Below are 24,607 nucleotides of genomic sequence, written 5' to 3'. Positions count from 1 at the left end.
ATATATTCGCTCCCGAACTCTGTCAATCCGGGTTTTGTTCGTATAAAAAGAAATTTCCTAAAATCTACGGAGAGGTCATGGATCTCTTGGCCATTCTTCTTGCTCGATCCGATGCAGGATCGATATCTCCAAGGGCCTTTTCCAATTCCTGTAACCCCGGATTCTGCCAAGTCGATTCGTAGAGATTCTCCGCGTTATAGATAACGAAATGATTGTCAAAGTGGATTTTTGCATAATGATCCGATTTTGTGAACATTGCCCTGTTAATCTCGTTATAGATCTCTTCGAACTCGGAGCTTCGCAGATCGGGTTCGAAATCGGAGAGGAACTTCAATGAAAGAAGGGTAACGTATTCTCTGGATTGTTTGAGCAATTTCAGAGACTCGTAAAGATATTGCGTCTTGATGCCGGGAAGATTTGGGCGATGATTCAATGCGATGACCTTTTTTTGGTTTGATGCGCCGAATTCTCGATAACCCATTTCCAAATGATGTCTTGCCTCCGCGTCTTGGGTCCTAAGCGCGTATTTGGCAAGGTAATCCAGCTCTCTGCGGACCACCATAGCGGAAGATTCGACGACTCTGGAATATAAAACCACGAGTAGTCTTTGGGTCTGTCTCATCTCATCATAAGAATGAGCTAGATCGAATTGAAGATACAAAGTGAAAGTCTCTATGTGATGCTGCAAACATCTGCGATAGAGTGCCCTGTCTTCTTCGCTTCCGTAATTAGAGATCGTACTATTGATCGCTTTGAGATGGAATTCGTTCTGCTTAAGTCCTCTTTCCACACGGATGAGAGCGGTGGCACGGTTACTGTCCAAGTCCGCCTTTACGATCCCGGTCGGGGATACGAAAAAGACTAAAAGGATCGCAGCAAAAAAATAGATCCGTACCGAACTTCTCATATTAGAATTTTCGGAAATACTAGGGGTCCAAATTGAACCCCATTATAAGATAAAAGAAGCTTAACCTTTTGCGTTCTTATGTCGGCTTTTTCAGACGAAGGGCATTTAGCACCACAGACACGGAGCTGAAGGCCATCATTGCGCCTGCAATCCAAGGGGCTAGAAGGCCTGCAGCAGCGATCGGGATCCCGATCGTATTATAAGCAAGAGCCCAGAAGAAGTTTTGGCGAATATTTCTGGTCGTAGCCTTTGCGATCCGGAGAGAATCGTAGATCTTTTCCAAGTCACCTTTCATCAGAATGACTCCAGAAGTCTCCATCGCGACGTCTGTTCCGGTTCCCATCCCAAAACCCACGTCTGCTTTTGCAAGGGCGGGGGAGTCGTTTAACCCGTCACCTACCATTCCCACCTTTTTACCGCTTGCTTGCATGGAGGAAATGATATCCGCCTTATCTTTTGGAAGAAGAGAAGAATGATACGCGTCTATTCCCACTTGAGAAGAGACAGACTTAGCGACTAACGCGTTATCTCCTGTTAGGAGAATGGTCTTTAGTCCTAGATCTTTTAGTTTTTCTAGAGAAGACTTCGCATTCTCTTTGATCTTATCCTCGATCGCAAAGATGATCCAACTAGGGTTGGATCCCTGATCCAGTTTGGCCCAAACAATAGTCTTTCCTGTTTCTTTCCAAGAAGAAGAACGAGAGACCAGCTGCTCCGGCAAGGCGGATTTAGAAGCTATATATTCTTCTTTTCCGATCATGAGAGAGGAGCCGTTTACTTTTGCGATCACTCCTTGTCCGGGCTCCGTATTGAGATCTTGCACTGATTGTAGGGAGTGGCCCTTTTCTTTTACGAATTGAACGATTGCCTTTGCTAATGGATGAGAAGAAGAAGCTTCTACCGAAGCTGCCGCGACGAGTACGGTTTTTTCTTCGCCTAATGTTTGATAGGCGGTAACGTACGGGTTTCCCTCTGTGATCGTGCCAGTCTTATCGAATGCGATCACATCCAGATTAGAAGAAGATTCTAATGCCTCCGCGTTCCTAAACAGAATTCCGTGACTCGCAGCTCTCCCTGTTCCTACTAAGATAGAGATCGGAGTAGCGAGACCCAAGGCGCAAGGACAAGCGATCACTAAGATAGCGATCGACTTCTCCAATGCCGAGCCTATGATGCCTGGCTCCAAGAATATAAACCAGAGTAGAAAATTGAAGAAGGAGATCCCGATCACTGCGGGTACAAAGAAAGCAGAGATCCGATCCGCAATCTTTTGGATGGGAGCCCTGGAGGCTTGCGCGTCTTCTACCGTTTTGATGATAGAAGATAAGACTGTATCGGAACCTACCGAAGTTGCGCGAACGATCAGTACTCCGTTTCCGTTGACTGTTCCGCCTAAAACGGTATCATCCGACTTCTTATCGACCGGCATGCTCTCTCCGGTAAGCATGGACTCGTTGACAGAGCTAAATCCCTCGGTAACGATCCCGTCCACGGGGACTCTTTCTCCCGGTTTGATCTGAAGCATGTCTCCTTTTCGAACGTATTCGGAAGGAAGTTCTGTCCAATTCTCATCCTTCTTCACCCAAGCGGTTTCCGGTTTTAAGGAAAGCAATGCTTGGATTGCGGAAGAACTTTTTCCTTTTGCTAAAGACTCCATCCATTTTCCCAGAAGTAAAAAGCTTAATAGTACTGCAGAAGTCTCATAGTATAACGGTGGTAAGGCGGAATGAGCCGAATGTTCCCAAGCTGAAGAAAAGAGAAGATCCCCGTTTTTCATTCCGAATACAATACTCATCGCAAGACTGTATCCGTATGCGGCGCTGGTCCCGAGCGCCACCAATACATCCATATTCGCGGCTCCATTCTTTAAGGCACGAAACGCACTCTTGTAGAAAGGAAAACCGATCCAAAACTGTACCGGAGTTGCAAGCAGGAATTGCACCCAAGGATGCATTAGGAATTTAGAATTCGGTAAGAAGCTAAGAAATTCAAAATGGGAAACCATCGTATAAAGCAGCGGCAAAGAAAAAACCAAGGAGGCAAAGAACCTGAACCTAAGTTTCCTTCTTTCTTCTTCATGAAGTGAATTGGCTTGCTTAGAGTTCGTTTGGGAATGTTCTGCCGCAGTATAACCCAAGGATTCCACCCGAGAGATCAGCGACTTTGGATCTAGATCGTGTTTGAATCGAACAAAAGCGGTTTCCCTTGCGAAATTAACCCTGGCCTCTTCTACTCCCGGGACTTTCCCGAGGCCGGTCTCAATTCTTCTCGCACAATTGGTGCAGGTCATGCCGAATAGATCCAATGTGATCTCCGATGGTTTTTCCGAAGAAGGAATCGGTTGGCTTTGATTTGTATCTGTGATCATTTCGTCCTCGCTTGCACATTCGCGGATATTACTTTATAACAAAAGATTCTCTGAGAGTTGGGAAAGAATGCTTTTGTCATTCTAACTCATGCTTTGTTGATCGAAAGGACTTCGTAACCTTCTTCCTTGATGATCTCAGGAAGAGAAGAAATATCTTTTTCGGTTTCGAAGCGAGCGGTTTGTGAATGTAAATCCACGATCGGTTTGCTCTCCGGTGCGATAGACTGGATCGCTTTGGTGACTGTTTTTACGCAATGATCGCAGGTCATTCCGGATAGTTTCATCTCGTACATTTTGGATCTCCTTTCTATATTTCTATTCTAAACCTTCCAATAATAGGAAGGTCAAGCGCCTAATCCTAAAAAATATTAGACATTTATCAAAAAATGAGTAAATATCCTCAAACATTCCAATAATTAGAAGGTTATAAAAACATGAATATAGGGGAGATCGCTAAATTATCCGGAGTGAACGCGAAATTAGTCAGGCATTATGAATCCATAGGATTGATCCCTAAGGCAGGAAGGAGTGGATCCGGATACAGAGTATATTCCGAGAACGATGCTCATACTCTGAAGTTCATCAAGAGAGCAAGAAATCTCGGATTTTCCTTGCCGGAAATCAAGCAGTTAGTCGGTCTTTGGAGAAACAGATCCAGAGCAAGCGCACAAGTGAAGTCCTTAGCTTCTTCTCACGTGAAAGAGTTAGAAATGAAGATCTCTGAATTACAAGCAATGAGAAATACTCTACTGCATTTAGTAAAGCATTGTCATGGGGATCATAGACCGGAATGTCCTATCTTGGAAGAGTTGGAGAAGGGCTGAACATAGAATAAAATTTACTTTCTCTTGCAAACTAAATCAAACAAGGCAGATAACGTTTGTTAGTTTAGCAAACTTATATATATTTTTTTGCGAATTGGAAAAGAAGACATTCGAAAACTGTTTATGAAAGTGAATGAAGATATATTTCGAACTAATGTTGCACTTTTCTTCCTTGAGAATCTTGGTAAAAAAGAAAACCCTATTTGGCGCATCTTTAGCGCTATTGTTCTTGTCTTGTTCCGGACAATCAAACGATTCCTCTTCCTTATTGGCTATTTTGGGAATTGAGAATAATAGAGAGAATGCGATCGCACCTAGTTCTTGTACGGGAACTACTTTAAAGTTATTCACTGATCCCTTGCCTCCCGAATCCGACATACAGGTTTTGCAGTTGGGCCAATCCATTATTTTGGATCGATCTACCCGCCCGAATTTAATACTTCCTGATTGGGATTTCTTTGCAGGTGATTCTTATCCAGGTGTCTCGTTTGAGAGATATGTGAAAGGATTTCAGACTGCAGATGAATGTTATTCCTTTTCTCCCTATTTTCCTGGAGTTCATTATATAAAACTTTGTACCGAGAAGAATGGAGGGCATAGCTGTGTTGCTCGCGGATTTATTATCGTGCAAGGAACTATGAACCAAGCCCCGCATGCGGTCATCGCGAATATTTCTAATCCGGTATTTTTAGGTGCCTCCGTGTCCTTGGATATGAGCGGAAGTACAGATCCCGAAAATGACGTTATGAGTTTTAAATGGAGTGTATTGGCTGCGCCTGAAGGATCGACTGTTCCTCCTCCGAATACTGGAGCTTCTATCCAAAATTTTGTTCCGGATGTTCCAGGTCATTATGCCTTGCAAGTACATGCTTTAGATGGATTTGAGAATCCGTTACGTTTTACCGATGAGGCAACCAATAGTTATCTAACTCCCATTTTCGACGTACGGATCAATGGAAACGGTGCTCCTTCCATAAATCTTAATATTGTTCCGAATTCTCCGAATAGCACTCAGGCTATACGATTTGATGCGTCAGCAAGTACGGATCCGGAAGGAGAGTCTTTACGTCTTTATAATTGGGTGGTTTTGCGGGAGTTGGCGAATAACCAATTCGAAGAAGTGGCAAGCCAGCTCAATTTTTCTCCTGGTGAATTGAGTGTAAGTGTCTCTTCTCTCCCGGAAGGAAATTATATGGTTATTTCTTGTTTGGCGGACTATGTGCCAAGAGAATCCGGTGTACCGGGTGAGGAACAAAGCTGCACGCAGATCCCGTTTACAGTAACGGCACCTTAGAAATGCGAGGGCAATTCTTGCCTCAGCCTAGAGGCTTCTTGTCCTTATCGAAGAATTTTTTATGGATGAGGTCTTGGATCAAATCTCTGTCCTCGTCCGACAGATTAATAAAGATCACGTTTGCTTTTTTACCGGAGACACGGATGACTTCGGACTCGAGTTCCATGTTCTTTCCGTTGACGATCCCGTAGAGTAGGATCCTGTCTCCTTCGAATACGGAAGTGCGGGTCTCTATCCCGGCTCCTCCGGTTCCTATGTCCACGATGAAGACTGGGAATCTTTGGGTCTTTCCTTTGACTACGAAATCCCCGTCGATAGTGATCTTGACACGAGCATTCTTCCTTTTCTGCTGAGAAGGATCCCGGTATTCGTATTTATCGTCGAAAAGGGAATTGGTGCCCGCCATAAGGCAATCATGCAGAAGTTCGAAATTCAGTCAAAGTGAAATTGTAATCTTCTTCTGTCCCCTCTTCGCAAGGCTGGGAGTTCTTGTATGAGAAGTACACTGAGCCTTTGTTTACCGAGATCACCGTCCTGGAAACGGAGTGCGCGTCCCTTCTGTGCATGCAGGGCGACAGAGCACCTTGCTCCGGTAGGTGGGAGATCAGGAATTCCTTGGCCAGTTTCACGAATCCTTGCACGTCCGGCATTTCTTTCGGTCGAAAATTCTTATCGAATACTTCTCTGCGAGAGACCTGAGCCTTGGGCCCTTGGGTGAAGGAGCTTCCGAACACTGCGTAGCTTTCGTGGTCTTCTTCGATCTCGTAGGTTTTGCCGTCCCAGATATAGATCATGGTTCTTTCTTTGCTGATCCGGAAGAGTTTAAACGGATAATATTTTTCTAACTCTTGGTCCATATAGGATTCCGGAGTTCTTTCTCCTAGCAGAACGGAGCGAACAAGCAATCCTCTGCTTACCGGATTGCGAAGAAGTTTGAGAGTGGCCTCATAGTAATTCAATAAGCAGATAATTTCCCCGCTTTGAGAGACTCCTATCCATGTGCCTCCCGCTTCTCCGTCAATGGGAGCGATCGCCTTACCATTGTTTGGTGACTCGATGAGGCGAGGGAAAAGTGCAGGCGCTCTTTTAAAGGATTCGTCCCGATTAAATCCGACCCCTATAATCTCTCTACTTGGGTCCCGGTAAATTATGGCAGTGCACATGATTATTTTCCTATGCTCAGGAAGAAATCGATCCTCTCGTTCCGATCCACTTCGTACGATCCGTTTCCTGGGACAAGAGGAAGAGTCTCTCCATATCCTCTGAATCTGTAGCGACCGAATTCATAATCTTTCCCGAACAAGGAACGGAAGATCTTTCTTACCTTCTCCTCGGAGAATCTCAGATTGTATTCGTCGTCCCCTCTATGAGAAGTATGATACTGTAGTTCTACTTTGTAACCTGGGAATTTGGAAAGAACGGATTTCATTCTAGAAGGAAGGGTCCACCATCTATCCTCGTAGATCCGATTGGGGATGGAACATCTGAATCCTTCTTTTTCCTTCACTATCAATATATCCGTTTGGAGACTGCCTAAGGTTACGTCTCCTTCTTCGCCAAATATATCTTTGTAAGAGAGGATGACTCGGATCGGCGCGAGGGAGCCGATCCTTCTGCCTTGCTCGTCCAGACCGTACCAGATCAATTTCTCGGGCCCGTTGCCTTGTCCGGACCAGGAACGAACGGTTCTTTCTTCCTTATTGTCCTCTTCTCCAAAGGATTCGAGGATGCTGATCTTCCAGGAGGAAAGAGGGAGATTTTTGGATCTAAAATGGATCTCTAATATGTCTTTTTGCCAATCTCCGTCCGGGGTAAGTCCATTCGGAAATACGTCATAGGAGAATTTCGGGACTTCTTCGGAGAGAACGAACTTTTTCGGGAAGCTAAGATACTTATCGTAGCGGCTAAACACTGTCAGTCGGTAGTAGTACGTTCCCGCATCCAGGCTTTTGCCTTCCTTATTCTTGGGTTCCCAAATCCATTCTCCAGAGGGTTCCCCTAGACCTTTTTGGGAATATACCAAATTCTCCTCGTCCGGTTTATTCTTAAAGATCTCCCATTCATAGGAATCCGATTTGAGCTTGGAAGAAGTAAATGCAGAAAATTTAATATGATTCAAGGGATTGGAAGGGTTCGCAGGAAAAAGCTCTCCGTCCGTGTTCAGATCCACTCCGATAGATTCGTTCTTGACGGTAAGATTTTCCACCTTATCCGAGGATTCATTCCCGGCGGCATCCCTTCCTGTGAGTTTATAAGAATACAATCCGGGAGAGACCATTTTTCCGTTTGAATCCGTCCCATCCCATACGAGTTGGAAGGGAAGGTCTTTGGTTCTCCAAGAATAGGACTTAATGGATCTTCCTTCGGCATCCAGGAATTCTCCTACGAACATATCCGTGGATTCACCGGCAGCTTTTTGTTGGATGAAGATCTTTGCGAGATTCCTGTCATCGGCGAGCAGTAGTTTGGTCTTACAATTCGCTTCTACCTTGGGAGCTTTCGCATCCAAATAGAAGGTCGCTTCTTCGGATAGGATCTTTTCTTTGTTTGCTGTCAGAAGAAGAAGTTGGTATGTATAATATCCGTCTGCAACAGGATCGCCCGTTTCATTCTCTCCGTTCCATTCCAATGAAGAAGGAAGATAGATATCCTCCGGAGCGAACTCATTCTCGTCAGAAAAAAGAGTGAATCCTTTCTTTCTGAGCTTGCCTGCTTCGAATTTACGAACGGTCTCGCCGGAAGCACTTCGTATGGTCAGTTCCCAATCTTGCAATTTAGGCAAGGAAGAAGTTTGGATCTTGAATTTCATGAAGTCCGAGTTTCCATCCCAATTCGGGGAGAAGGTTCCGGATTCCGTAGTGATCAAGGAATTTGCCGCCAGGGATTGAGAGAAAAAGATCCCTAAGAGTAAGAGATACGGCAAAAGTTTTCCGAGCATGCTCCCAGAAAATTCCTTCGCGAAAAAAATGCACCGCATTTTCTTTCTTAGGGTTTGCCTTCCATTTTTCGATTTCGGATAGAGCCTAGATGGATCCCTGTTTCCGGAATGTCCGATCTTTCAGTGAATCGTTTTAAGGCATAGGTCACGGAAGCAAAAGCGAGTTCATCCCAAGGGATCTCTTCCGGTAGAAATAATTTTACTTCTTCCGACTCGGAGCTTACGGAGAAGGTTCCGTCCACCAAATTTGCCAAGAAGAACATGTACACTTGGCTGATATGAGGAATGCTATAGACGGAATGCAATCGAACTATGTTTATCTTCGCGTTTGCTTCTTCTTCCGTTTCTCTGGAGGCTCCTTCTTCGACCGTTTCTCTATTTTCTAAGAAACCGGCCGGAAGAGTCCAATATCCCTTGCGAGGCTCGATGGCGCGTTTGCAGAGAAGTATCTTTCCTTCCCAAACGGGGATGGTTCCTACGATCACCTTAGGGTTCTGGTAATGTATGGTGCCGCAGTTCTCACAAACGTATCGAGTAAGACTGTCCCCTTCCGGAATTTTCTGAACTACTTCGAAGCCGCAAACGCTACAGAATTTCATGCCTTAGAAAACCTTCTCCAGGCGAGAACCGCTTCTACCAAGAGCCAAATCGCTAAGAAGATCAAGACTCCTCCGACTCCTGCCAATAAATAGCTAGGCGATTTGGAAAATAAGAAATCGTAAAAGTTGACTACCATGGCCCATAGAGTTGCGGTAAGTACGAATATCATAGGTAAGAAACTAGTCCAAGTCTTTCTTTTAGAATAGAGAAGATAGATCGTGACTACCAAGAGAGAGAGTCCCGCCAAGAGTTGGTTTGTGGTCCCGAAAAGTTTCCAAAGAGCCAATCCTGCCGTGGTCTTCTTTCCTCCTTGGTCGATTTGCAAGAAGGCGAAGAACCCGATCGCTACGCAGGCCAGGATACTGGAAACATATCGATTTCCCAAGACCTTCTTTATGAATTCCGAGTTAATGCTGTCCGCGATCTCTTCTATATTATATCTTAATAATCTTGTCGCAGAATCCAAAGAAGTCAAGGCAAAGCTTACAACAACTAATGCAATGAATCCTTGCGCAAAACCTTGGTCAAAACCCAATTGGGAGATAAATCTTCCCGTTCCGTAGATATAGGCTCCAACGGAAGGAGCTAGTCCCTGAATTCCGGACCAGGATTTATAGAAGGAAGACCATTCTGCAGCGGAAGCGAATCCGATGGTACAGGCTACAACGGAAGTCAGGCCTAATAGGGATTCGCCGATCATGGCTCCGTAACCGATGGCTCTCGCATCGATCTCTCTGTCCAATTGCTTAGCGGTGGTCCCGGAACTGACCAAGGCATGGAAACCCGAAACCGCACCGCATGCGATCGTGATGAACACGAACGGAATAATATCCATATCCACCTTTTCTGCGCGGATCGCTTCCGCGTTAAAGGAAGAGAATTCTCCGAACAAGCTTCCCTTAAAGAAACCTAGATAGATGGCGATGATCCCCAAATACAATAAGAAAGAGTTAATATAGTCCCTGCTCTGTAAAAGAAGCCAAACCGGAGTGACAGAAGCCAGGAATGCGTATGCAAGCAAGATGATCTTCCAGAGTGGGACTCCGGGAGACCTGGCAGTATCGTTCAGACCGGTCCAAGAGAGAATGGAATCGTTCATTCCCAAGATCATGACCACAAGAGTAAGCGCCACGGACACGAATGTCAGAGGTCCAAGATTCATTCCTTTTTTATAATGAAGCCAACCCACCAATAGAGCAAAGATCATGATCCCTGCTGTAGGGATCACTGCTTCCGGAAAGTGACTTCTGAGCTCAATAGGAGAAGAAGAAGTCTCCACTCTCACTTCCGTAGGATGAGTATGTTCCTGAATACTCGGAAGTTTCGCTTCCGTTTGTTCTATCTTAGTAGGAGAAGGGACCGGAGCCAATTTTGCCTTTGGGTCCGCAGAAAACATTTCCGCAAGAACGATGACGAATACTCCCATGGCTAGCGCCACTAAAAAGAAAATGATCGCATGGAAGAGACTTCTCGCTCTTGGTCCGAGGAGATCCTGAGCCACTTGCCCGATGGATTTTCCTTGGTTGCGAATGGAAACCACGATGGCCCCGAAGTCGTGCACACAACCTACGAAAATCCCGCCAAGGACCACCCAAAGCATAGCAGGCAGCCAGCCCCAAATCACCGCAACCGCAGGCCCAAGGATGGGAGCGAGTCCCGCAATGGACGCATAATGGTGACCGAATAGAACGGCGGGTTTTGTAGGAAGATAATCCACACCGTCGTTGAATTTATGAGCCGGAGTATCCCCTCTCGTGTCTTTCAGTTGGAAGATGGATTTGGATAAATATCCCGAGTAAAACTTGTAACCTAGGAAATAGAGAAGGAAACAACCGAGAACAGTGATCAGGGGTAACATGTGGGAAGAATCTCGTTTAAGCCAGTCCCCATCAAATCTTTTTTATTGGGAAAATAGGTGGACAAACTCGGTTTAGTGCCCAGGGTCTAAAGTAGTATAGGATCTTTCTTTTGACTACCCGCAGTTTCGATCAAGTCAGGTCTTCATTAGAAGACATACTTTTTGAGCTACAATCTTCTAGTACGGATTGCGAGTGGTTTATTTCGTCCGACAAACTGATCGAGATCTTGGAGATCCGAAGAGAGGATTATTTCAAGCTGCTCTATACTCTTCGCTCCGAAAGAGAATATTCTTCTAGAGGTTCTCAGGGATTCAATCAAAGCCAGGCAGATATGCTGATCCTTTTATTGGAGAAGGTATTGAAGATCGAGGGTCTTGCCTTGGAATTTGCGAGAGCAGGGGTCTATTTCGACGATGTGTACTTGGATGAGTTCCGCACCTTCTTAAAAGAGATCGTTCTTTCCAAACTGGACAGACATGAGCTCGACAAGGAGTTGCTTCTCCTTCTGATTTCTTCTACCAAACGATTTGAGGACGCGTTCGATTCCTATTTCGACGATAAATTCGATCTTCAAAGATTGGTGGATAACGGGATCGCGGAATTTTTGGAAATTAAGTCTTTTTCCTCGGACTATGGCGCGGACGTATTCCTGAGATCCTATTTCTTTCAGGTACTGAACACCAAATTATTCCCGATTCGACAGATCACTTCCGAATATCGGGACAGGGCGTATTACGAGATCTTCGGAAGGTTCAGGAAGGAAGAAAAGGAAAAGAAGAGAAAGAAACACCATCATGGTCGAAGGTTCGGATCGGGAACCTTCTATGAAGATGCGGAAACCAGAGAGCATCGCGAATTTCTGGGTCTATCCGAAGACTATAGCAAATCCGAATTAAAGAATAAATACAAAGAGATGATCAAAAAATATCATCCGGACGTAAACAAGGACGGCCTAGAGATGACACAGAAGATCATCGCTTCGTACAATTTCCTAATTATGAAAGACGCTCGTTAAGGACGAGTATTCGTTTCCTTTTTAGGAAGGACCTTCCATTGGGCGTCGGCCTTGGCAATATTGCCCGGTATATCTCTCTCCCAGAAACCGTTCACTTTTTCGTTATAGTTCAGATATAGTTTACCGGATACGATCTTCCAAGCCTTAGGATCTATCTCGTATGTTTCTCCATCCCTCATCGCATACGCGCAATAACCGCCATACTGAGGAGCGTAGTTTTCCGGATTCTTGCTAAAGATCTCCATATTCTTCTTTGAAGAGAATTTCCACTCGGCTCCTTTCCAGTTTAGGCTGAATTTGGAGTCGCCTTCTTTCGGTTTGGATTCCGTAAAATAGGCCACAGGATCGTAACCGCGGATCGCAATCTTTCCGTCCGCTGTAAACACAGGATCTGAGACCTGTCTTCCGGCGCAGCCCACCGAGAGTAAAATCAAACCGATCAAAAAATACAACTTGTTCATGTATCCTAATTCGGTTCTCATCGAATCAGGTTACATAGACGGATTAAAATGGGTCATATCGGGATTGGTTTAAGAAAAGAACATTATCCGTATCTCAAGCAGGAAGCGCCGGTACGAGTCTCCTGGTTCGAAGCGATCACGGAAAACTATATGGATAGCAAGGGAAAACCTTTAGCTATGCTGGAGAAGGTACGCGAGAATTTTCCGGTTGCACTGCATGGAGTTTCCCTTTCGATCCTTGGCGGAACCTTTCCCAATCCAAAATATTTCGAGCGTTGGAGAGAACTCATCGATCGGATCCAACCTTTCTTAGTTTCGGATCATCTTTGTTGGACCGAAGAAGGAGGAAATTACCTTCATGATCTTTTACCCTTTCCTTTTACCAAAGAGTTTTTGGATTTTGCCGTAGAAAGAGTGGATCGAGTACAAGAGATCCTGGGAAGAAAGATCCTTCTCGAGAATGTTTCCACATATCTACGATTCGAACAAAGCGAAATGCAGGAATGGGAATTTATCCGAGAACTTGCACTTCGCAGCGGCTGCGGACTTTTATTAGATATTAATAATGTATATGTGAACTCTATGAACCACGGATTTTCTGCGGAAGAATATCTCAGGTCCGTTCCTTGGGATCGTGTAGGCCAGATACATATAGCAGGACATACGGATACGGGAGAGTTCTTATTCGATACTCATTCTCGTCCTGTGGCCCAAGAGGTTTGGGACTTGTTCTCTCGATTCTCCTCTAAAATAAAAGATCTTCCTATCCTTTTAGAATGGGATGATGATATCCCTAGCTTCCAAGAAGTGGAAGAAGAAGCACTTAAGGCTGAGGCAATCCTTTCCAAGGCGGCCGCTCTATGAATAAAAGTATATCGGATCCTAGATCTTACCGAGGATCCGCAATCGGGTCTTCCGGAAGGGAGTTTTTATGAAACCGGAAGAATTTAGGGATTTGTTCTCTCAATTCATTCGCTCCGAAGACCAAGAATCTTCGTTTGTCTCTTCGGACATTCTCTCCGAAGTAGAAGATGCAGGGACAAAAGGAGCTTCTTTCATCGCACAAATTTTGCCGGGAGGAAAATTAGATCTCCATTCTTCCTTAAAAGTCTATAGAGAAGCATACCAGGCAAGATTCACGGAGGCGTTAGGAGATAGATTCGAAACTGTCTGGAAGATCCTAGGGGATGAGGATTTCTTCGAGTTGGCTAAAAGGTATATTTCTTCTGTTCCTTCACTTTCTTATAATCTATCCGATTACGGGGAAAGTTTTCCGGAATTCATCGGGGAGAATTTTCCGGAGCATCCGTTTATCCGAGAAGTCGCCGATCTCGAACTGAATATTTCCAAAATATTCCATCTTCCCCCGAACTGGAACGAAGAACTGAAAAACCTTCCTTTGTCGGGGGAGTTCAACGATCTAAAATTTATATTTCATGAATCTCTAATGTATCTGCATTATACCCATCCTGTGTACGAGCTTTGGAAAGACCAGGACGAGGATTTTACTCCCGAACTTCCTGCAAAACAGGATCAGTATTTGATGATTGGAAAAAGAGGCGAAAATCTTTGGATCCAGGAAATCGATTTCTGGGAATTTCAGTTTGGGAAAAATCTGTCGGTAGGGAAAACCCTATTGGAGGCTGTGGAACATTCCGGAAAGGCACCTAAAGGATCTGGATCCATATCGGAATTCCTTTCCGGATTGTCTCAGGCGAGATTCATTTCAGAGATTATGCGTCTTTGAATTTTCCTTTCTTAGCTTCGCAGTCTTTCTTAGTTAAAGACATCCAGCCTTGCCCTTTGCAGGAATTCTTCCCTGCACAAGAATGTCCTTTGCCTCCGCAATCCCCTGTGCCTTTGCAGGAATTGATCCCGTGACATTCTCCTTTTGCTTCTTCTTTTGCAGCTTTTTGTTCTGCTACCGCTCCAGTTGACAATAGTCCTGTTAGAGCTGCGCCTATGATCATGCTTTTAGTGAGATCGTTCATTGGTCCCTCGTAGAATGTATTTTAGAAGCAAGACTTTTAAAGTAAGTCGCTTCGATCGCTAATGGATTCGCCTGAAATAGATCCTAGTTACAAAGAAAACCAAGAATTTTTTGAGAGAAGATTACTGTAAGTATTTCGAATCATTCGTTAGGAAGATATTTCCAGCGATCCGAATATCCGAAGGGAATGAAATATAAAAAAGAGGAAATAAAAGTCGAGGCAGGCCGCCCCGACTTTCTAAAAAGAGAATTATTCTGGAACGATCTCGCCTTCGATACGGATCGTAGCTTCTTCGCCTACCAGAACTCCGCCTTTTTCCAAGGTCTTGTTCCAAAGGATACCGAAGTCGCCTCTCTTGACTTTAGCTTCTGCTTCGAAACCTAGGTGAGTGTTTCCCCATGGGTCTTTTGCAGAACCTGCGAATTTTACTTCCAGAGTAACCGGTTTAGTGATCCCTTTGATGGTCAATTCGCCTGGGATCTTGGAAACTCCACCTTTCTTAACGGTAGCTTTTGCCGCCTTGAAAGTGATCGTAGGATGTTTGCTTGCGTCGAAGAAATCCGGGCTTTTCAGGTGCTCGTCTCTCTTTTCGTCTCCTGTGGAAATAGAAGAGGACTTGATGCTTACGTCTAACGCAGTCAATGCACCGGTAGCTTCGTCGTAACCTAGTTTGCCGCTGTAATCTTTGAAAGTACCCGCAACGTTGGCGATAGCAAGGTGTTTGATTTTGAAACCAACGGAAGTGTGGGCGTTATCCACTTTGAAGTTTCCCGCTTGCAAGCCGGTTAGGGCAAGAACTGCGAGAAGAAGGGTAGGAAATAATAAAAGTTTCCTTTTCACTAGTAAAGTTCTCCTTAAGAGTTTTATGGAACTTAGACAAAGTAAATGGTGTAATATTTCCGATTACAAGTAAAAATATCTTCGTTCGAGCGGAAATTTGTAACGTTTGTACAAAACTTCGAACTAAGAATTAAGAAAATAGATTGTAGCGAAGAATACAGTAGATAGCGCGAAATCCGTCTTTCCAACCGATCTTTTTGCCTTCCGCATATGTACGCCCGTAATAGGAAATTCCTACTTCGTAGATACGAATATTTGGGATCTTTGCGATCTTGGCAGTGATCTCCGGCTCGAATCCGAATCGATTCTCTTGGATCTCAATTCCTTGGATCACTTCTCTACGGAAGGCCTTATAACAGGTTTCCATATCCGTGAGATTGATATTGGTCAGCATATTCGAAAGAGTGGTGAGGAAAAGATTCCCCAGACGATGCCAGAAATAGACGACTCTATGAGCTCTTCCGCCCATGAAGCGACTACCGAAAACCACATCCGCCTTTCCTTTATGGATGGGATCGATCACATCCGGGATCTCGAACGGATCGTATTCCAGATCCGCATCCTGGACGATGACTATATCACCCTTGGCAGCCTTGAATCCGGTGCGAAGAGCTGCTCCCTTTCCTTGGTTCACTTCATGAAAATGAAGTTGGTCCACCAATTTCCTGAAAGGAGCCGTTTGTAATAATTCTCTAGTTCCATCCGTGGAGAAATCATCTACGAGGATGATCTCTTTATCTTTATAAGGGACCTTTTTAACGGTCTCTAAGATATTCTTGATGGTGTGTTTTTCGTTATAGCAGGGGATTACGATGGAAAGTTTCATTTAGGGTCTAGGCCGACTAAATCGCTCATTCGGAAATCCCGAATGATGTTTTCAGTCCTAACAATTATTTTTTCCAATGCGATACCGAAAAGCAAATTCTTATAGGCCTCGGCAGCTTTAGGAAAGTCCCTCTCGTTGATCTGGACCGTCATTCTATCGCTGACCCGATTCTTTTCCACGCATTCCAGCATTGTTTTACGAAGGGCTGCCAAAGCGATGCAGACTTCTTTCAGGATATTTTGACTATCCCTTTCCATTGCGGATTGGTTCCCATTCGCATCTAATAAGGCCTTGATATGCTCTGAGATCCTGAGAGAAGGCAATCCTCGTTTGGTCACTCCCACTCTTTCGATCATGGCAATACTGTCTTGGAAGGAAGAATATTCGGGAGTTCCTCTGAAAATATGGATGAGAACCGGAAGATCCGTTTCCGCAAAATTGGTCATGGCTCCATAAAAATAGCGCATTTCCGGGCGAGCTAGAGGGTGAAAATCCACTTTTTGGTATTTGGAGAGTTTCTCTTCTTGCTCGTCTAGGATTCGGTTGATGGTCTCCCCTTTGGACGCATTCCTTCTTTCGGTCAACTCTCTATGTTTTTCTTTGATCTTTTCTAGAAAGCTGACCTCGTCCTTAAGAAATAAGTCCAGGTTCCCTCTATGCTTTAGAGTTTGGATATAACGATCTTCGAAACCTTTTCCGTCGAAGATCTTCGGACTTTGTTTCGCGCCTTCCCGGTACTCGGAGCGGATCTTTTCTACTAGGGATTTAATTTCTTGGTCGTTCAGGGCCATGCAAAGGATTCTACCCTTCGCTATCGGCCCATTTTTGCAAGGAGATAAGTAGTGCACCTATATCTTCCGAACAATATAAAAGGGCGCTTCGGGCATCTTTGTACATCTGCTGCTGGTTGTAAGCGACCTGCTTGAGATGGTTTTCGTTCTTAGTATTGAGAACGTTCAGCGCGTTCAGGACCATTTTCTTAAGTTTTCTCGCCAAACTTAAGAGCATTTCCTGCATTTCCCAGCGGATCACCAATTTCAATTTTTCCTGATCCGAGCTTCTGGATTGCAACGCCTGCTTTCTATGGGATTCATACTTAGCCGTATAATACGTGATGGATCTAGGATAAGAAGTCAGCTCTTTATGATAGTTGAGTATCTTATCCAGCTTCTGGAAGAATTCAATATCGAACTCTCTGGTTAGATTCCCTACAATATTCTTATTGTCGGAAGGATCACCGGTTGCTTCGAAGATCTTGGAATTACGGATATTATTCAGAACGGACTCGATCCTTTCCTTGATCTTTTGGAATTGTTGGACCGAATCATCGATATACTTGGATTCTCTAGAGGAACCTGCTTCTATCGCTTCCACAAAAACGGGAGTATCTTCTTTGCTAGTTTCGGAAAGACCGGCATCCGAAATATTCAAGTCCACTCTAGAAAGATCGAATTGATCGTTATGCGCAGCTGCAACTCTCGCCATCAGATCCGCAGTGTCGGAAGAAGGTGCGATCGTCTCCGATTCTTGGTTGGCAGGGTAAGATTGTCTTTCCGGACTTATAGAAGGGCCGGAAGGTCGAATACTTGGAGAGGATTTACTCTTCTCAGCAAGATTCTCAATCCATTCCGCACTAGGATGTTTTGTATTTTTTAATAGGGTAGAAAGCTTTTGGAGATCCAAGGGATACGATTTGGAATTCAGTTTGCCCGTTCTCGGTTTGGAAGAAGCAGCATCCGAAGCTTTTTGCAGTGTAATTCGGATGATCTCGGCCTTTCTAGTTTCCTTATTGAAACGCACTGCGTATCTGTTCCCGTTTCGATCTAAGTATTTCGTACCTAGTTGGGAAAGAGAGAGTTTATTCGGATCGATTTCATCGATCGAGTTAACTATGATATAGTCCTGGGTTTGTCTCGATAACATAAGATCCGCTTCCGTAGTTCCTTTATGTGACGAAAAATAGATTTTCGGAACTACTCGATTTCAAAAAATCGGAGCAATTTCGCCTAATGGAAAGCAAAAAAATATTTCCAAACACTTCTCTCTTGAGAATATCCCCCGTTCTAGTCGGAGAGATCGGAGCCTCTTGAGTGCCAAAGGCGAGTAACGTATTCTCTGGATCTGGATGGGGTCGCACGATTCCGGATCCAAGGCGCATTCCCTCAGGGCCAAGGGTCCTGGATGCATCTAAACGAAGGGCCAGGCACTTATCCGCCGAAGTACCGGCAAGGATCCGAATTCTTCGATTTTTACCGGATTGTCTCGAATAGCGGGGATCTGGAAAAAGAGAATGATTTAGGACCTTAGGGGCAAAACCACGTTGACAGGCAGGTGAGGTACGAAAACCTGGGTCTATCCCTTCATAGGAAGTAAATCCTTGGCGAACATTAAATCTTCAGAAAAAGATATCCGTAGAACGAAACGCAGGAATGCGGCAAATTCTCAAAACCGGAACCGCCTTAGGACCCAAGCAAAAAAGATCCTAAAAGCGCTAAACGAAGGAGAGAAGGATTCCCTCAAGACTCTTTTTAATGAGTATTCCTCTCTTTTGGACAAGGCTGCCAAAACCAACCTCATCCACTCTAAAAATGCAGACCGCAAAAAGAGTCGGATGGCATTACGCATCAATAGCCAGGCTGCAAACGCGTAAGAACCGTTATCATAACGGGCGATTAGCTCAGCTGGGAGAGCGCCTCCCTTACAAGGAGGATGTCGGCAGTTCGATCCTGTCATCGCCCATGTTCTTTTTCCCAATCATAAAACAAACCCCGGAACTATGGCCCTGAATCCTCAAAAACCGGTTTTCCAACACCCGGATTTGATGGTTTCCGTGTCTGGGATCCGGGGGATCATTCCTACAGGACTTAGCTCCGACGTAATCTACCACTCTCTACGTGCTTTCGGTTCCTGGCTCAAGGGCAATACCGTTGTGATCGGCCGGGATTCCCGTCCGAGCGGGGCTTATATAGAGAGTATTGCCATCGGGGTCATGCTCGGAATGGGCAAAAAGGTGATCCAACTCGGGATCGTGCCTACACCTACCGTAAAAGCCGTGGTCAATCAGTCCGGAGCCTCTGGCGGGATCATGATCTCCGCCTCTCATAATCCTGTGATCTGGAATGCATTTAAGTTCATTGGGCCGGGAGGCTTCTTCACAAACGCAAAGGATCTCGAAGAACTCCTGAATTTTGTTCGAACTGAGGACTACAAACCGTTTCAGTTCAAACCCAACGCAACTGTCGAAGACGGCAGGGACCGGATCCAAGCCCATATCGATTCCGTTTTGGCCAGAGTGAATGTTGCCGCAATCAAACGAAAAAAATTCACAGTCTTCCTAGACGCGGTAAACGGCGGGGGAAGTTTTGTCTTACCCGAATTGCTAAAGCAATTGAACTGCAAAGTGATCGCTCAGCATTGCAAACCGGACGGGACCTTTCCTAGGCCGCCTGAGCCGACTCCGGAAGCCTTAAAGCAATCGTCTAGGCTGATCAAGCAATCCAAGGCCCATATCGGTTTTGCATTGGATCCGGATGCGGATCGACTCGTGGTCCTTTCTCCTAAGAAGGGAGCAGTTTCCGAAGAACTGACTCTTCCCTTAAGTTTTATGTCTTACTTGGCTTCTAACTCTCTTTCGAAGAAGGCTTCGATCACAGTGAACCTCTCCACTAGTTTTGTGAACGATTGGGTGGCGGACAGTGTCGGGATCCCAACGTATCGTTCTAAGGTGGGAGAGGCGAATGTTGTGGCAGAAATGATACACCGCAAATCCGTGTTCGGCGGAGAAGGGAACGGAGGGGTCATAGATCCTGCCATTCCTTCCTTTGGAAGGGACTCTCTTTCTGGTGTGGCTCATATCCTGAATCTGCTTGCCCTGAAGGGGGAAGATACTGATACTGTGCTCGGTAATCTCCCTGCAGTTCATATGCGAAAAATCGCGTATAAAATTGCGGGCCAAAAGACAGACGAGATTTATTCTCGGTTTCGCAGTGTGTTTTCCGACTATAAAGAAGATGCAAGAGACGGACTTCGCTTAGCAAACGAAGATTCTTGGATACATATTCGACCTTCGAATACCGAGCCGATCCTCCGGTTGATAGGAGAGGCCAGAACTAAAAAGGATCTGGAAGCTCTATTAAATAAGGCCGGAAGGATCATGGAGAATTCATAATATATGTGTGGAATCGTAGGATACGCGGGAGAAAAAAACGTAGAGTCTGTACTGATCGTAGGACTGATCGGTTTGGAATACCGGGGATATGATTCCGCAGGGATCGCAGTTCTGGACAGGGGCGAGATCCAAGTTCGCAAGCAAAAAGGAAAGATCAAGGATCTGGAGAATTTCCTAAAAGAACATCCTGTTCGCGGGAATGTAGGGATCGGGCATACTCGTTGGGCCACTCACGGAGAACCGAATCAGATCAACGCTCACCCTCATACCGACGCAAAATCCACCGTAGCAGTCGTTCACAATGGGATCATAGAGAACTATGGCGAACTTCGTCAGGAACTGAAGCATAAGGGTTTCGTGTTCCATAGCATGACCGATACCGAAGTGCTTCCGAACCTTCTTGCAGAAAGTAGAAGACGCGGAAAGTCCAATAAGGAAGCTTTTTTAGAATTATTTGATAGAGTCGAAGGAAAGTGGGCGGTTGCGGTTGTCTTTGATAACGAGCCGGACAGAGTGTATTTCGCTCAGGACGGTGCGCCCCTTCTTCTGGGAAGAGGAAAGGAAGAATATTATCTTGCTTCCGATATCTCTCCTTTAACCAGGAACTGTAGAGAAGTCTATTATATTAACTCCAAAGAATGGGGTTACTTTACGAAAACCGAATGTAGCATCTTCGGTTTTGACGGAACAGAGAAAGAGCCGGAGTTCAAGAAGCAGGATATCAAATTCGAGGATGTGGACAAGGGCGGCTATCCTCATTTCATGATCAAGGAGATCCATGAACAACCTGGGATCTTCCGTCGGATCATCCAATCCAGGATCGGTGAAAGCGGAGAGATAGAATTCCCGGAGAGTACGATCTCCAGAGAGATGATGTCTAAAGTAAACCGGATCATCATCCAAGCGGCTGGGACCAGTTATTATGCAGGAATGTTAGGCAAACATTACCTGGAAAATTTCGCCAAGATACAAACGGATACGGAGACTTCTTCGGAATTCCGTTATAGAAACCCAGTGGTCGAGGGAGATACTCTGATCGTAGGGATCTCTCAGTCAGGAGAAACTGCGGATACTTTGGCGTCTCTCTTAGAAGCTAAGGCAAAGTTCATCAAGGTATTGTCCTTGGTGAATAATGTGAATTCTACCATTGCAAGAGAATCGGATTCCTTCATTCGTACGGATGCGGGACCGGAAATAGGCGTGGCGAGTACCAAGGCGTTTACCGCTCAGGTGATCAACCTTCTTCTTTTCTCCCTGTATGTTGCTAGACTAAAATGGATCGTTTCCGACGAAGAACTCAAGACCCTGATCGAAGAGATCCGTCTTCTTCCTGGAAAGATGGAAAGGATCTTGGCTCAGGCTTCTATTTTGGAAAATTGGGCCGCCGATTTTACGAAGACCAAGGACTTTGTATTCCTCGGTCGGACGTACAATCACCCTGTCGCTCTAGAAGGCGCTCTGAAATTAAAAGAGGTTTCTTACATCCACGCTTCCGGATATGCGGGCGGAGAGTTTAAACACGGTCCGATCGCTCTCATTACCAACGAAGTTCCTGTGGTTTGTATTGCCACCAAGTCGGAAATTTACAGCAAAATGCTTTCCAATATCCAGGAAATCAAGGCCCGGAATGGAATTATCATCTCGATTGTTACAGAAGGTGACAAAGAGGCTAGGGAACTGTCGGATTATTGCTTCGAAGTACCGGATTGTCCGGAAATTTTAAGCCCGATTTTGAATGTTCTTCCTCTCCAACTTCTGGCCTATTATTCTGCCGTGGCGAGGGGTTGTCCTCCGGACCAACCGCGGAACCTCGCAAAGTCCGTCACAGTGGAGTAATACTTCGTGGGCAGAGTTCAGAGAATATGGATCGACGAGAGGGAAACCCCAGCCGGTTTGGGGGCATTGACCCGGATCCGATCATTCTCCGAGATCCGCGACGGGGTTTTGACCCCGCTCCAAAGGCTAAAGGATCAGTATCAGGACGCCAAGATACTGTATTCCCATTCCAATCCAGCCTTCCAAAAGACCTTCTTTGAAAGAAATCCTAAGATCGCAGAATATGATGAGAGAGAAGTAGATCTGATCATTAAGCCGGAGGAATTCCTTCCATGGAAATCCATCCAGGCAGTCGGCAAGAATATAGACATCGATCTCGAATCCAATAAGGACCTCAGAAAATGGGTCCGTAAGCTTAAGGTGAAATCCGGCGATTTCCATATCGTCGGAAAATCCAAACACGCTCATATCCATCCTTCCGCAAAGATCTATCCCGGAGTAGTGATCGATGTAACCTCGGGGCCTGTCATCATAGACAAGGACGTTAAGGTCACCTCCTTCTCCTTTTTAGAAGGCCCCTTGTACATAGGGCAGGGGACCCATATAGACAATGCAAGGATCACCGGCGGGACCACGATAGGCAATGTTTGTCGGATCGGGGGAGAAGTCGGAGACAGTATTATATTAGATTTTACGAATAAACATCACGAAGGATTTCTTGGACATTCCGTGGTAGGGAGCTGGGTCAATTTGGGAGCCCTCTCTACCACCTCCGATCTCAAGAACAATTACGGTGTAGTCAAGATCAGAGAAGAAGGGACCGAAGTAAACACAGGCTCCATTAAATTCGGTTCGGTCATAGGGGATTTCTCTAAGATCGGGATCGGAGTCATGCTGAATACAGGTACCGTCATTGACTTCGGATGCAATGTAGTATCTCCTAGGGTAAGCGGTTATCTTCATCCTTTCGTTTGGGCGGATGGCCAACCTTATATCCTGGACTCTTTCTTAAGAGACTCTCGCAAGATCATGGCGAGAAGGAACAGAGAACTCTCTCATTCCGAGTCGGAACTTATCCGCATTCTGTACGAAACTAAAGTTCACAAATAAAACCTTCTAAGAGGCTCCATGGAAGTACTGGAATCCCGCATCAGCACCTCTTCTCCAGAGTATAAGGAGAACTATTCCGATCTATCCGCTAAGGTAGAAGATACTCGAAAACTTCTCCAAAAAGCGTACCAAGGCGGAGGAGAGAAGGCGATCCAAAGGCACAAGAGTAGAGGAAAACTCACTGCAAGAGAAAGGATCCATACTCTGATCGATTCGAACACCACATTCCTGGAATTCTCTTCTCTTGCAGGAGAGAAGGTCTATGCGGACGAGGTTCCTTCTGCAGGGATCGTAACCGGTATCGGAAAGGTGGGCGGTAAACCTTGCGTGATTATCGCAAACGATGCTACAGTAAAGGGTGGGACCTATTATCCTCTCACAGTGAAGAAGCATATACGTGCACAAGAGATCGCAAGAGAGAACCGACTTCCTTGTATTTATCTAGTGGATTCGGGAGGAGCCTTTCTTCCGATGCAAGACGAGGTGTTTCCCGACAAGGAGCATTTCGGAAGGATCTTTTATAACCAAGCCAATCTCTCTAGAGAAGGAATTCCTCAGATCTCGATCGTGATGGGAAGTTGTACTGCGGGGGGAGCGTATATTCCTGCGATGTCGGACGAGTCTGTCATCGTTAAAGGAAATGGTACCATCTTCTTAGGCGGACCTCCTCTCGTGAAGGCTGCTACAGGAGAGATAGTCACTCCGGAAGAATTAGGCGGTGCGGATGTGCATTGTAGGATCTCCGGTGTTACGGATCATTATGCGGAGAATGATCAGCATGCGTTGGAGATTGCAAGGCATATTGTAGGAAGCCTAGGAAGTTCGGCTAGGGCAATCCAGGAATCCATCTCCTACGAAGAACCTCTCTATCCTGCGGACGAGATCTATGGCATTATCCAAAAAGACATTCGCAAACCCTATGACGTGAGAGAAGTAATCGCCAGAGTAGTGGACGGATCTCGCTTCCAAGAATTCAAAAAATATTATGGGACCACCATCGTGACCGGTTTCGCAAATATTTACGGAAAGATGGTAGGGATTATTGCGAATAACGGAGTTCTGTTCTCGGAAAGTTCTTTGAAAGCGGCTCATTTCATCCAGCTTTGCAACCAAAGAGAGATCCCGCTTATCTTCCTACAAAATATCACAGGTTTCATGGTAGGAAAGAAGTACGAGAACTCCGGGATCGCTAAGGACGGGGCCAAGATGGTGAACGCAGTTTCTACTTCAGTGGTTCCTAAATATACAGTGGTGATCGGTGGTTCGTACGGAGCGGGGAATTACGGAATGTGCGGTAGAGCCTTTGGACCTCGCTTCCTTTGGATGTGGCCAAATGCAAGGATTTCCGTAATGGGCGGGGAGCAGGCTTCGAATGTTCTTCTTACAGTTAAAATGGAGCAACTGGAGAAGGAAGGTAAAGCGCTCTCAGAAGCCGAGCAGGCCGAATTTAGAAGGCCCATTTTAGAGGATTATGAGAGACGTTCCTCCTGCATCTATTCCACAGCAAGGCTTTGGGACGATGGGATCCTAGATCCGGCCCGGACCAGAGAGGCCCTAGGGCTCGCTCTGTATTCGGATCTTTCCGGAAAAAAACCGGATCCTTCCTACGCGATCTTCCGCATGTGATCTT

At 45.5% G+C, this 24,607-nt stretch carries 24 protein-coding genes and 1 tRNA gene; 11 read left to right on the top strand and 14 right to left on the bottom strand.

The window, feature by feature from the left end; translation table 11 throughout:
- Positions 1 to 64: 64 nt before the first annotated feature.
- The 3 genes from EHO57_RS09990 to EHO57_RS09980 form a co-directional block, all read right to left on the bottom strand.
- Positions 65 to 907 (bottom strand): adhesin OmpL37 family surface protein, encoded by an 843-nt coding sequence (locus EHO57_RS09990; protein WP_135645161.1) that lies wholly within the window; start codon positions 905 to 907, stop codon positions 65 to 67.
- A gap of 76 nt (positions 908 to 983) precedes the next feature.
- On the bottom strand, positions 984 to 3,275 hold the full coding sequence (locus tag EHO57_RS09985) for a heavy metal translocating P-type ATPase (RefSeq protein WP_135645163.1): 2,292 nt from the start codon (positions 3,273 to 3,275) through the stop codon (positions 984 to 986).
- A gap of 86 nt (positions 3,276 to 3,361) precedes the next feature.
- Positions 3,362 to 3,568, bottom strand: a complete 207-nt coding sequence (locus tag EHO57_RS09980) for a heavy-metal-associated domain-containing protein (RefSeq protein ID WP_135645165.1) — start codon at positions 3,566 to 3,568, stop codon at positions 3,362 to 3,364.
- Positions 3,569 to 3,709: 141 nt separating this feature from the next.
- Between EHO57_RS09980 and cueR the strand changes: the two genes are divergently transcribed.
- Complete coding sequence (cueR, locus tag EHO57_RS09975; protein WP_135645168.1) at positions 3,710 to 4,099, top strand: Cu(I)-responsive transcriptional regulator; 390 nt, start codon at positions 3,710 to 3,712, stop codon at positions 4,097 to 4,099.
- A gap of 181 nt (positions 4,100 to 4,280) precedes the next feature.
- A complete protein-coding gene (locus EHO57_RS09970) occupies positions 4,281 to 5,393 on the top strand; it encodes a hypothetical protein (RefSeq protein WP_135645170.1) in 1,113 nt (370 codons plus the stop codon).
- 22 nt (positions 5,394 to 5,415) lie between these two features.
- On the opposite strand, the gene EHO57_RS09965 is transcribed toward EHO57_RS09970, so the two are convergent.
- The 5 genes from EHO57_RS09965 to EHO57_RS09945 are packed head-to-tail and all read right to left on the bottom strand — an operon-like array spanning position 5,416 to position 10,789.
- A complete protein-coding gene (locus EHO57_RS09965) occupies positions 5,416 to 5,799 on the bottom strand; it encodes a PilZ domain-containing protein (protein WP_135645172.1) in 384 nt (127 codons plus the stop codon).
- Between the two features lie 7 nt (positions 5,800 to 5,806).
- Positions 5,807 to 6,556: an NRDE family protein gene (locus EHO57_RS09960; protein ID WP_135645174.1), complete on the bottom strand. Its 750-nt coding sequence runs from the start codon at positions 6,554 to 6,556 to the stop codon at positions 5,807 to 5,809.
- Between the two features lie 2 nt (positions 6,557 to 6,558).
- On the bottom strand, positions 6,559 to 8,331 hold the full coding sequence (lsa66, locus tag EHO57_RS09955; RefSeq protein ID WP_135645176.1) for a fibronectin-binding adhesin Lsa66: 1,773 nt from the start codon (positions 8,329 to 8,331) through the stop codon (positions 6,559 to 6,561).
- Positions 8,332 to 8,378: 47 nt separating this feature from the next.
- Complete coding sequence (locus tag EHO57_RS09950; protein WP_135645178.1) at positions 8,379 to 8,930, bottom strand: NUDIX hydrolase; 552 nt, start codon at positions 8,928 to 8,930, stop codon at positions 8,379 to 8,381.
- The gene (locus EHO57_RS09945; protein ID WP_135645180.1) at positions 8,927 to 10,789 is read right to left on the bottom strand and encodes a carbon starvation CstA family protein; all 1,863 of its coding nucleotides are present in this window, start codon (positions 10,787 to 10,789) and stop codon (positions 8,927 to 8,929) included. The genes EHO57_RS09950 and EHO57_RS09945 overlap by 4 nt, the downstream gene beginning before the upstream one ends.
- A gap of 110 nt (positions 10,790 to 10,899) precedes the next feature.
- Between EHO57_RS09945 and EHO57_RS09940 the strand changes: the two genes are divergently transcribed.
- The gene (locus tag EHO57_RS09940; protein WP_135645182.1) at positions 10,900 to 11,805 is read left to right on the top strand and encodes a DnaJ domain-containing protein; all 906 of its coding nucleotides are present in this window, start codon (positions 10,900 to 10,902) and stop codon (positions 11,803 to 11,805) included.
- Here EHO57_RS09940 and EHO57_RS09935 read toward each other — a convergent pair.
- Positions 11,802 to 12,287: a YHS domain-containing (seleno)protein gene (locus EHO57_RS09935; RefSeq protein WP_246050631.1), complete on the bottom strand. Its 486-nt coding sequence runs from the start codon at positions 12,285 to 12,287 to the stop codon at positions 11,802 to 11,804. The two genes, EHO57_RS09940 and EHO57_RS09935, sit on opposite strands and share 4 nt — an antisense overlap.
- 27 nt (positions 12,288 to 12,314) lie before the next feature.
- Between EHO57_RS09935 and bufB the strand changes: the two genes are divergently transcribed.
- Together bufB and EHO57_RS09925 are read left to right on the top strand one after the other, a co-directional pair.
- Positions 12,315 to 13,130 (top strand): MNIO family bufferin maturase, encoded by an 816-nt coding sequence (gene bufB / locus EHO57_RS09930; protein ID WP_135645186.1) that lies wholly within the window; start codon positions 12,315 to 12,317, stop codon positions 13,128 to 13,130.
- A 67-nt stretch (positions 13,131 to 13,197) separates the two neighbouring features.
- Positions 13,198 to 14,013, top strand: a complete 816-nt coding sequence (locus EHO57_RS09925; protein ID WP_135645188.1) for an HvfC/BufC N-terminal domain-containing protein — start codon at positions 13,198 to 13,200, stop codon at positions 14,011 to 14,013.
- Here EHO57_RS09925 and bufA2 read toward each other — a convergent pair.
- The 5 genes from bufA2 to EHO57_RS09900 all read right to left on the bottom strand — a co-directional run bounded on the left by bufA2 (position 14,000) and on the right by EHO57_RS09900 (position 17,846).
- Entirely contained in the window at positions 14,000 to 14,257 is a 258-nt protein-coding gene (gene bufA2 / locus EHO57_RS09920; RefSeq protein WP_135645190.1) for a BufA2 family periplasmic bufferin-type metallophore, read from the bottom strand. The two genes, EHO57_RS09925 and bufA2, sit on opposite strands and share 14 nt — an antisense overlap.
- A 249-nt stretch (positions 14,258 to 14,506) precedes the next feature.
- Entirely contained in the window at positions 14,507 to 15,097 is a 591-nt protein-coding gene (locus EHO57_RS09915; RefSeq protein WP_135645192.1) for a YceI family protein, read from the bottom strand.
- A 130-nt stretch (positions 15,098 to 15,227) separates the two neighbouring features.
- The gene (locus tag EHO57_RS09910; RefSeq protein ID WP_135645194.1) at positions 15,228 to 15,923 is read right to left on the bottom strand and encodes a glycosyltransferase family 2 protein; all 696 of its coding nucleotides are present in this window, start codon (positions 15,921 to 15,923) and stop codon (positions 15,228 to 15,230) included.
- Positions 15,920 to 16,714, bottom strand: a complete 795-nt coding sequence (locus EHO57_RS09905; protein WP_135645196.1) for a hypothetical protein — start codon at positions 16,712 to 16,714, stop codon at positions 15,920 to 15,922. The genes EHO57_RS09910 and EHO57_RS09905 overlap by 4 nt, the downstream gene beginning before the upstream one ends.
- Positions 16,715 to 16,724: 10 nt before the next feature.
- Positions 16,725 to 17,846 (bottom strand): LIC_10450 family protein, encoded by a 1,122-nt coding sequence (locus tag EHO57_RS09900; RefSeq protein WP_135645198.1) that lies wholly within the window; start codon positions 17,844 to 17,846, stop codon positions 16,725 to 16,727.
- Between the two features lie 454 nt (positions 17,847 to 18,300).
- Here EHO57_RS09900 and rpsT point away from each other — a divergent pair, with 454 nt between their 5' ends.
- The 6 genes from rpsT to EHO57_RS18935 all read left to right on the top strand — a co-directional run bounded on the left by rpsT (position 18,301) and on the right by EHO57_RS18935 (position 24,603).
- Positions 18,301 to 18,573: a 30S ribosomal protein S20 gene (gene rpsT, locus EHO57_RS09895; RefSeq protein WP_135585556.1), complete on the top strand. Its 273-nt coding sequence runs from the start codon at positions 18,301 to 18,303 to the stop codon at positions 18,571 to 18,573.
- Positions 18,574 to 18,589: 16 nt separating this feature from the next.
- A tRNA-Val gene (locus EHO57_RS09890) sits at positions 18,590 to 18,662 on the top strand.
- Positions 18,663 to 18,699: 37 nt separating this feature from the next.
- Positions 18,700 to 20,091 (top strand): phosphoglucosamine mutase, encoded by a 1,392-nt coding sequence (glmM, locus tag EHO57_RS09885; RefSeq protein WP_135645201.1) that lies wholly within the window; start codon positions 18,700 to 18,702, stop codon positions 20,089 to 20,091.
- A gap of 3 nt (positions 20,092 to 20,094) precedes the next feature.
- The gene (gene glmS, locus EHO57_RS09880; RefSeq protein WP_135645203.1) at positions 20,095 to 21,927 is read left to right on the top strand and encodes a glutamine--fructose-6-phosphate transaminase (isomerizing); all 1,833 of its coding nucleotides are present in this window, start codon (positions 20,095 to 20,097) and stop codon (positions 21,925 to 21,927) included.
- Between the two features lie 6 nt (positions 21,928 to 21,933).
- Positions 21,934 to 22,977 (top strand): GlmU family protein, encoded by a 1,044-nt coding sequence (locus tag EHO57_RS18940; protein ID WP_135645205.1) that lies wholly within the window; start codon positions 21,934 to 21,936, stop codon positions 22,975 to 22,977.
- An 18-nt stretch (positions 22,978 to 22,995) separates the two neighbouring features.
- Positions 22,996 to 24,603, top strand: a complete 1,608-nt coding sequence (locus tag EHO57_RS18935; RefSeq protein WP_135645207.1) for a carboxyl transferase domain-containing protein — start codon at positions 22,996 to 22,998, stop codon at positions 24,601 to 24,603.
- Positions 24,604 to 24,607 lie beyond the last annotated feature (4 nt).

This window comes from Leptospira langatensis, assembly GCF_004770615.1.
GTDB classification, from domain to species: domain Bacteria; phylum Spirochaetota; class Leptospiria; order Leptospirales; family Leptospiraceae; genus Leptospira_B; species Leptospira_B langatensis.
This window is presented reverse-complemented; position numbering and strand designations above follow the sequence as displayed.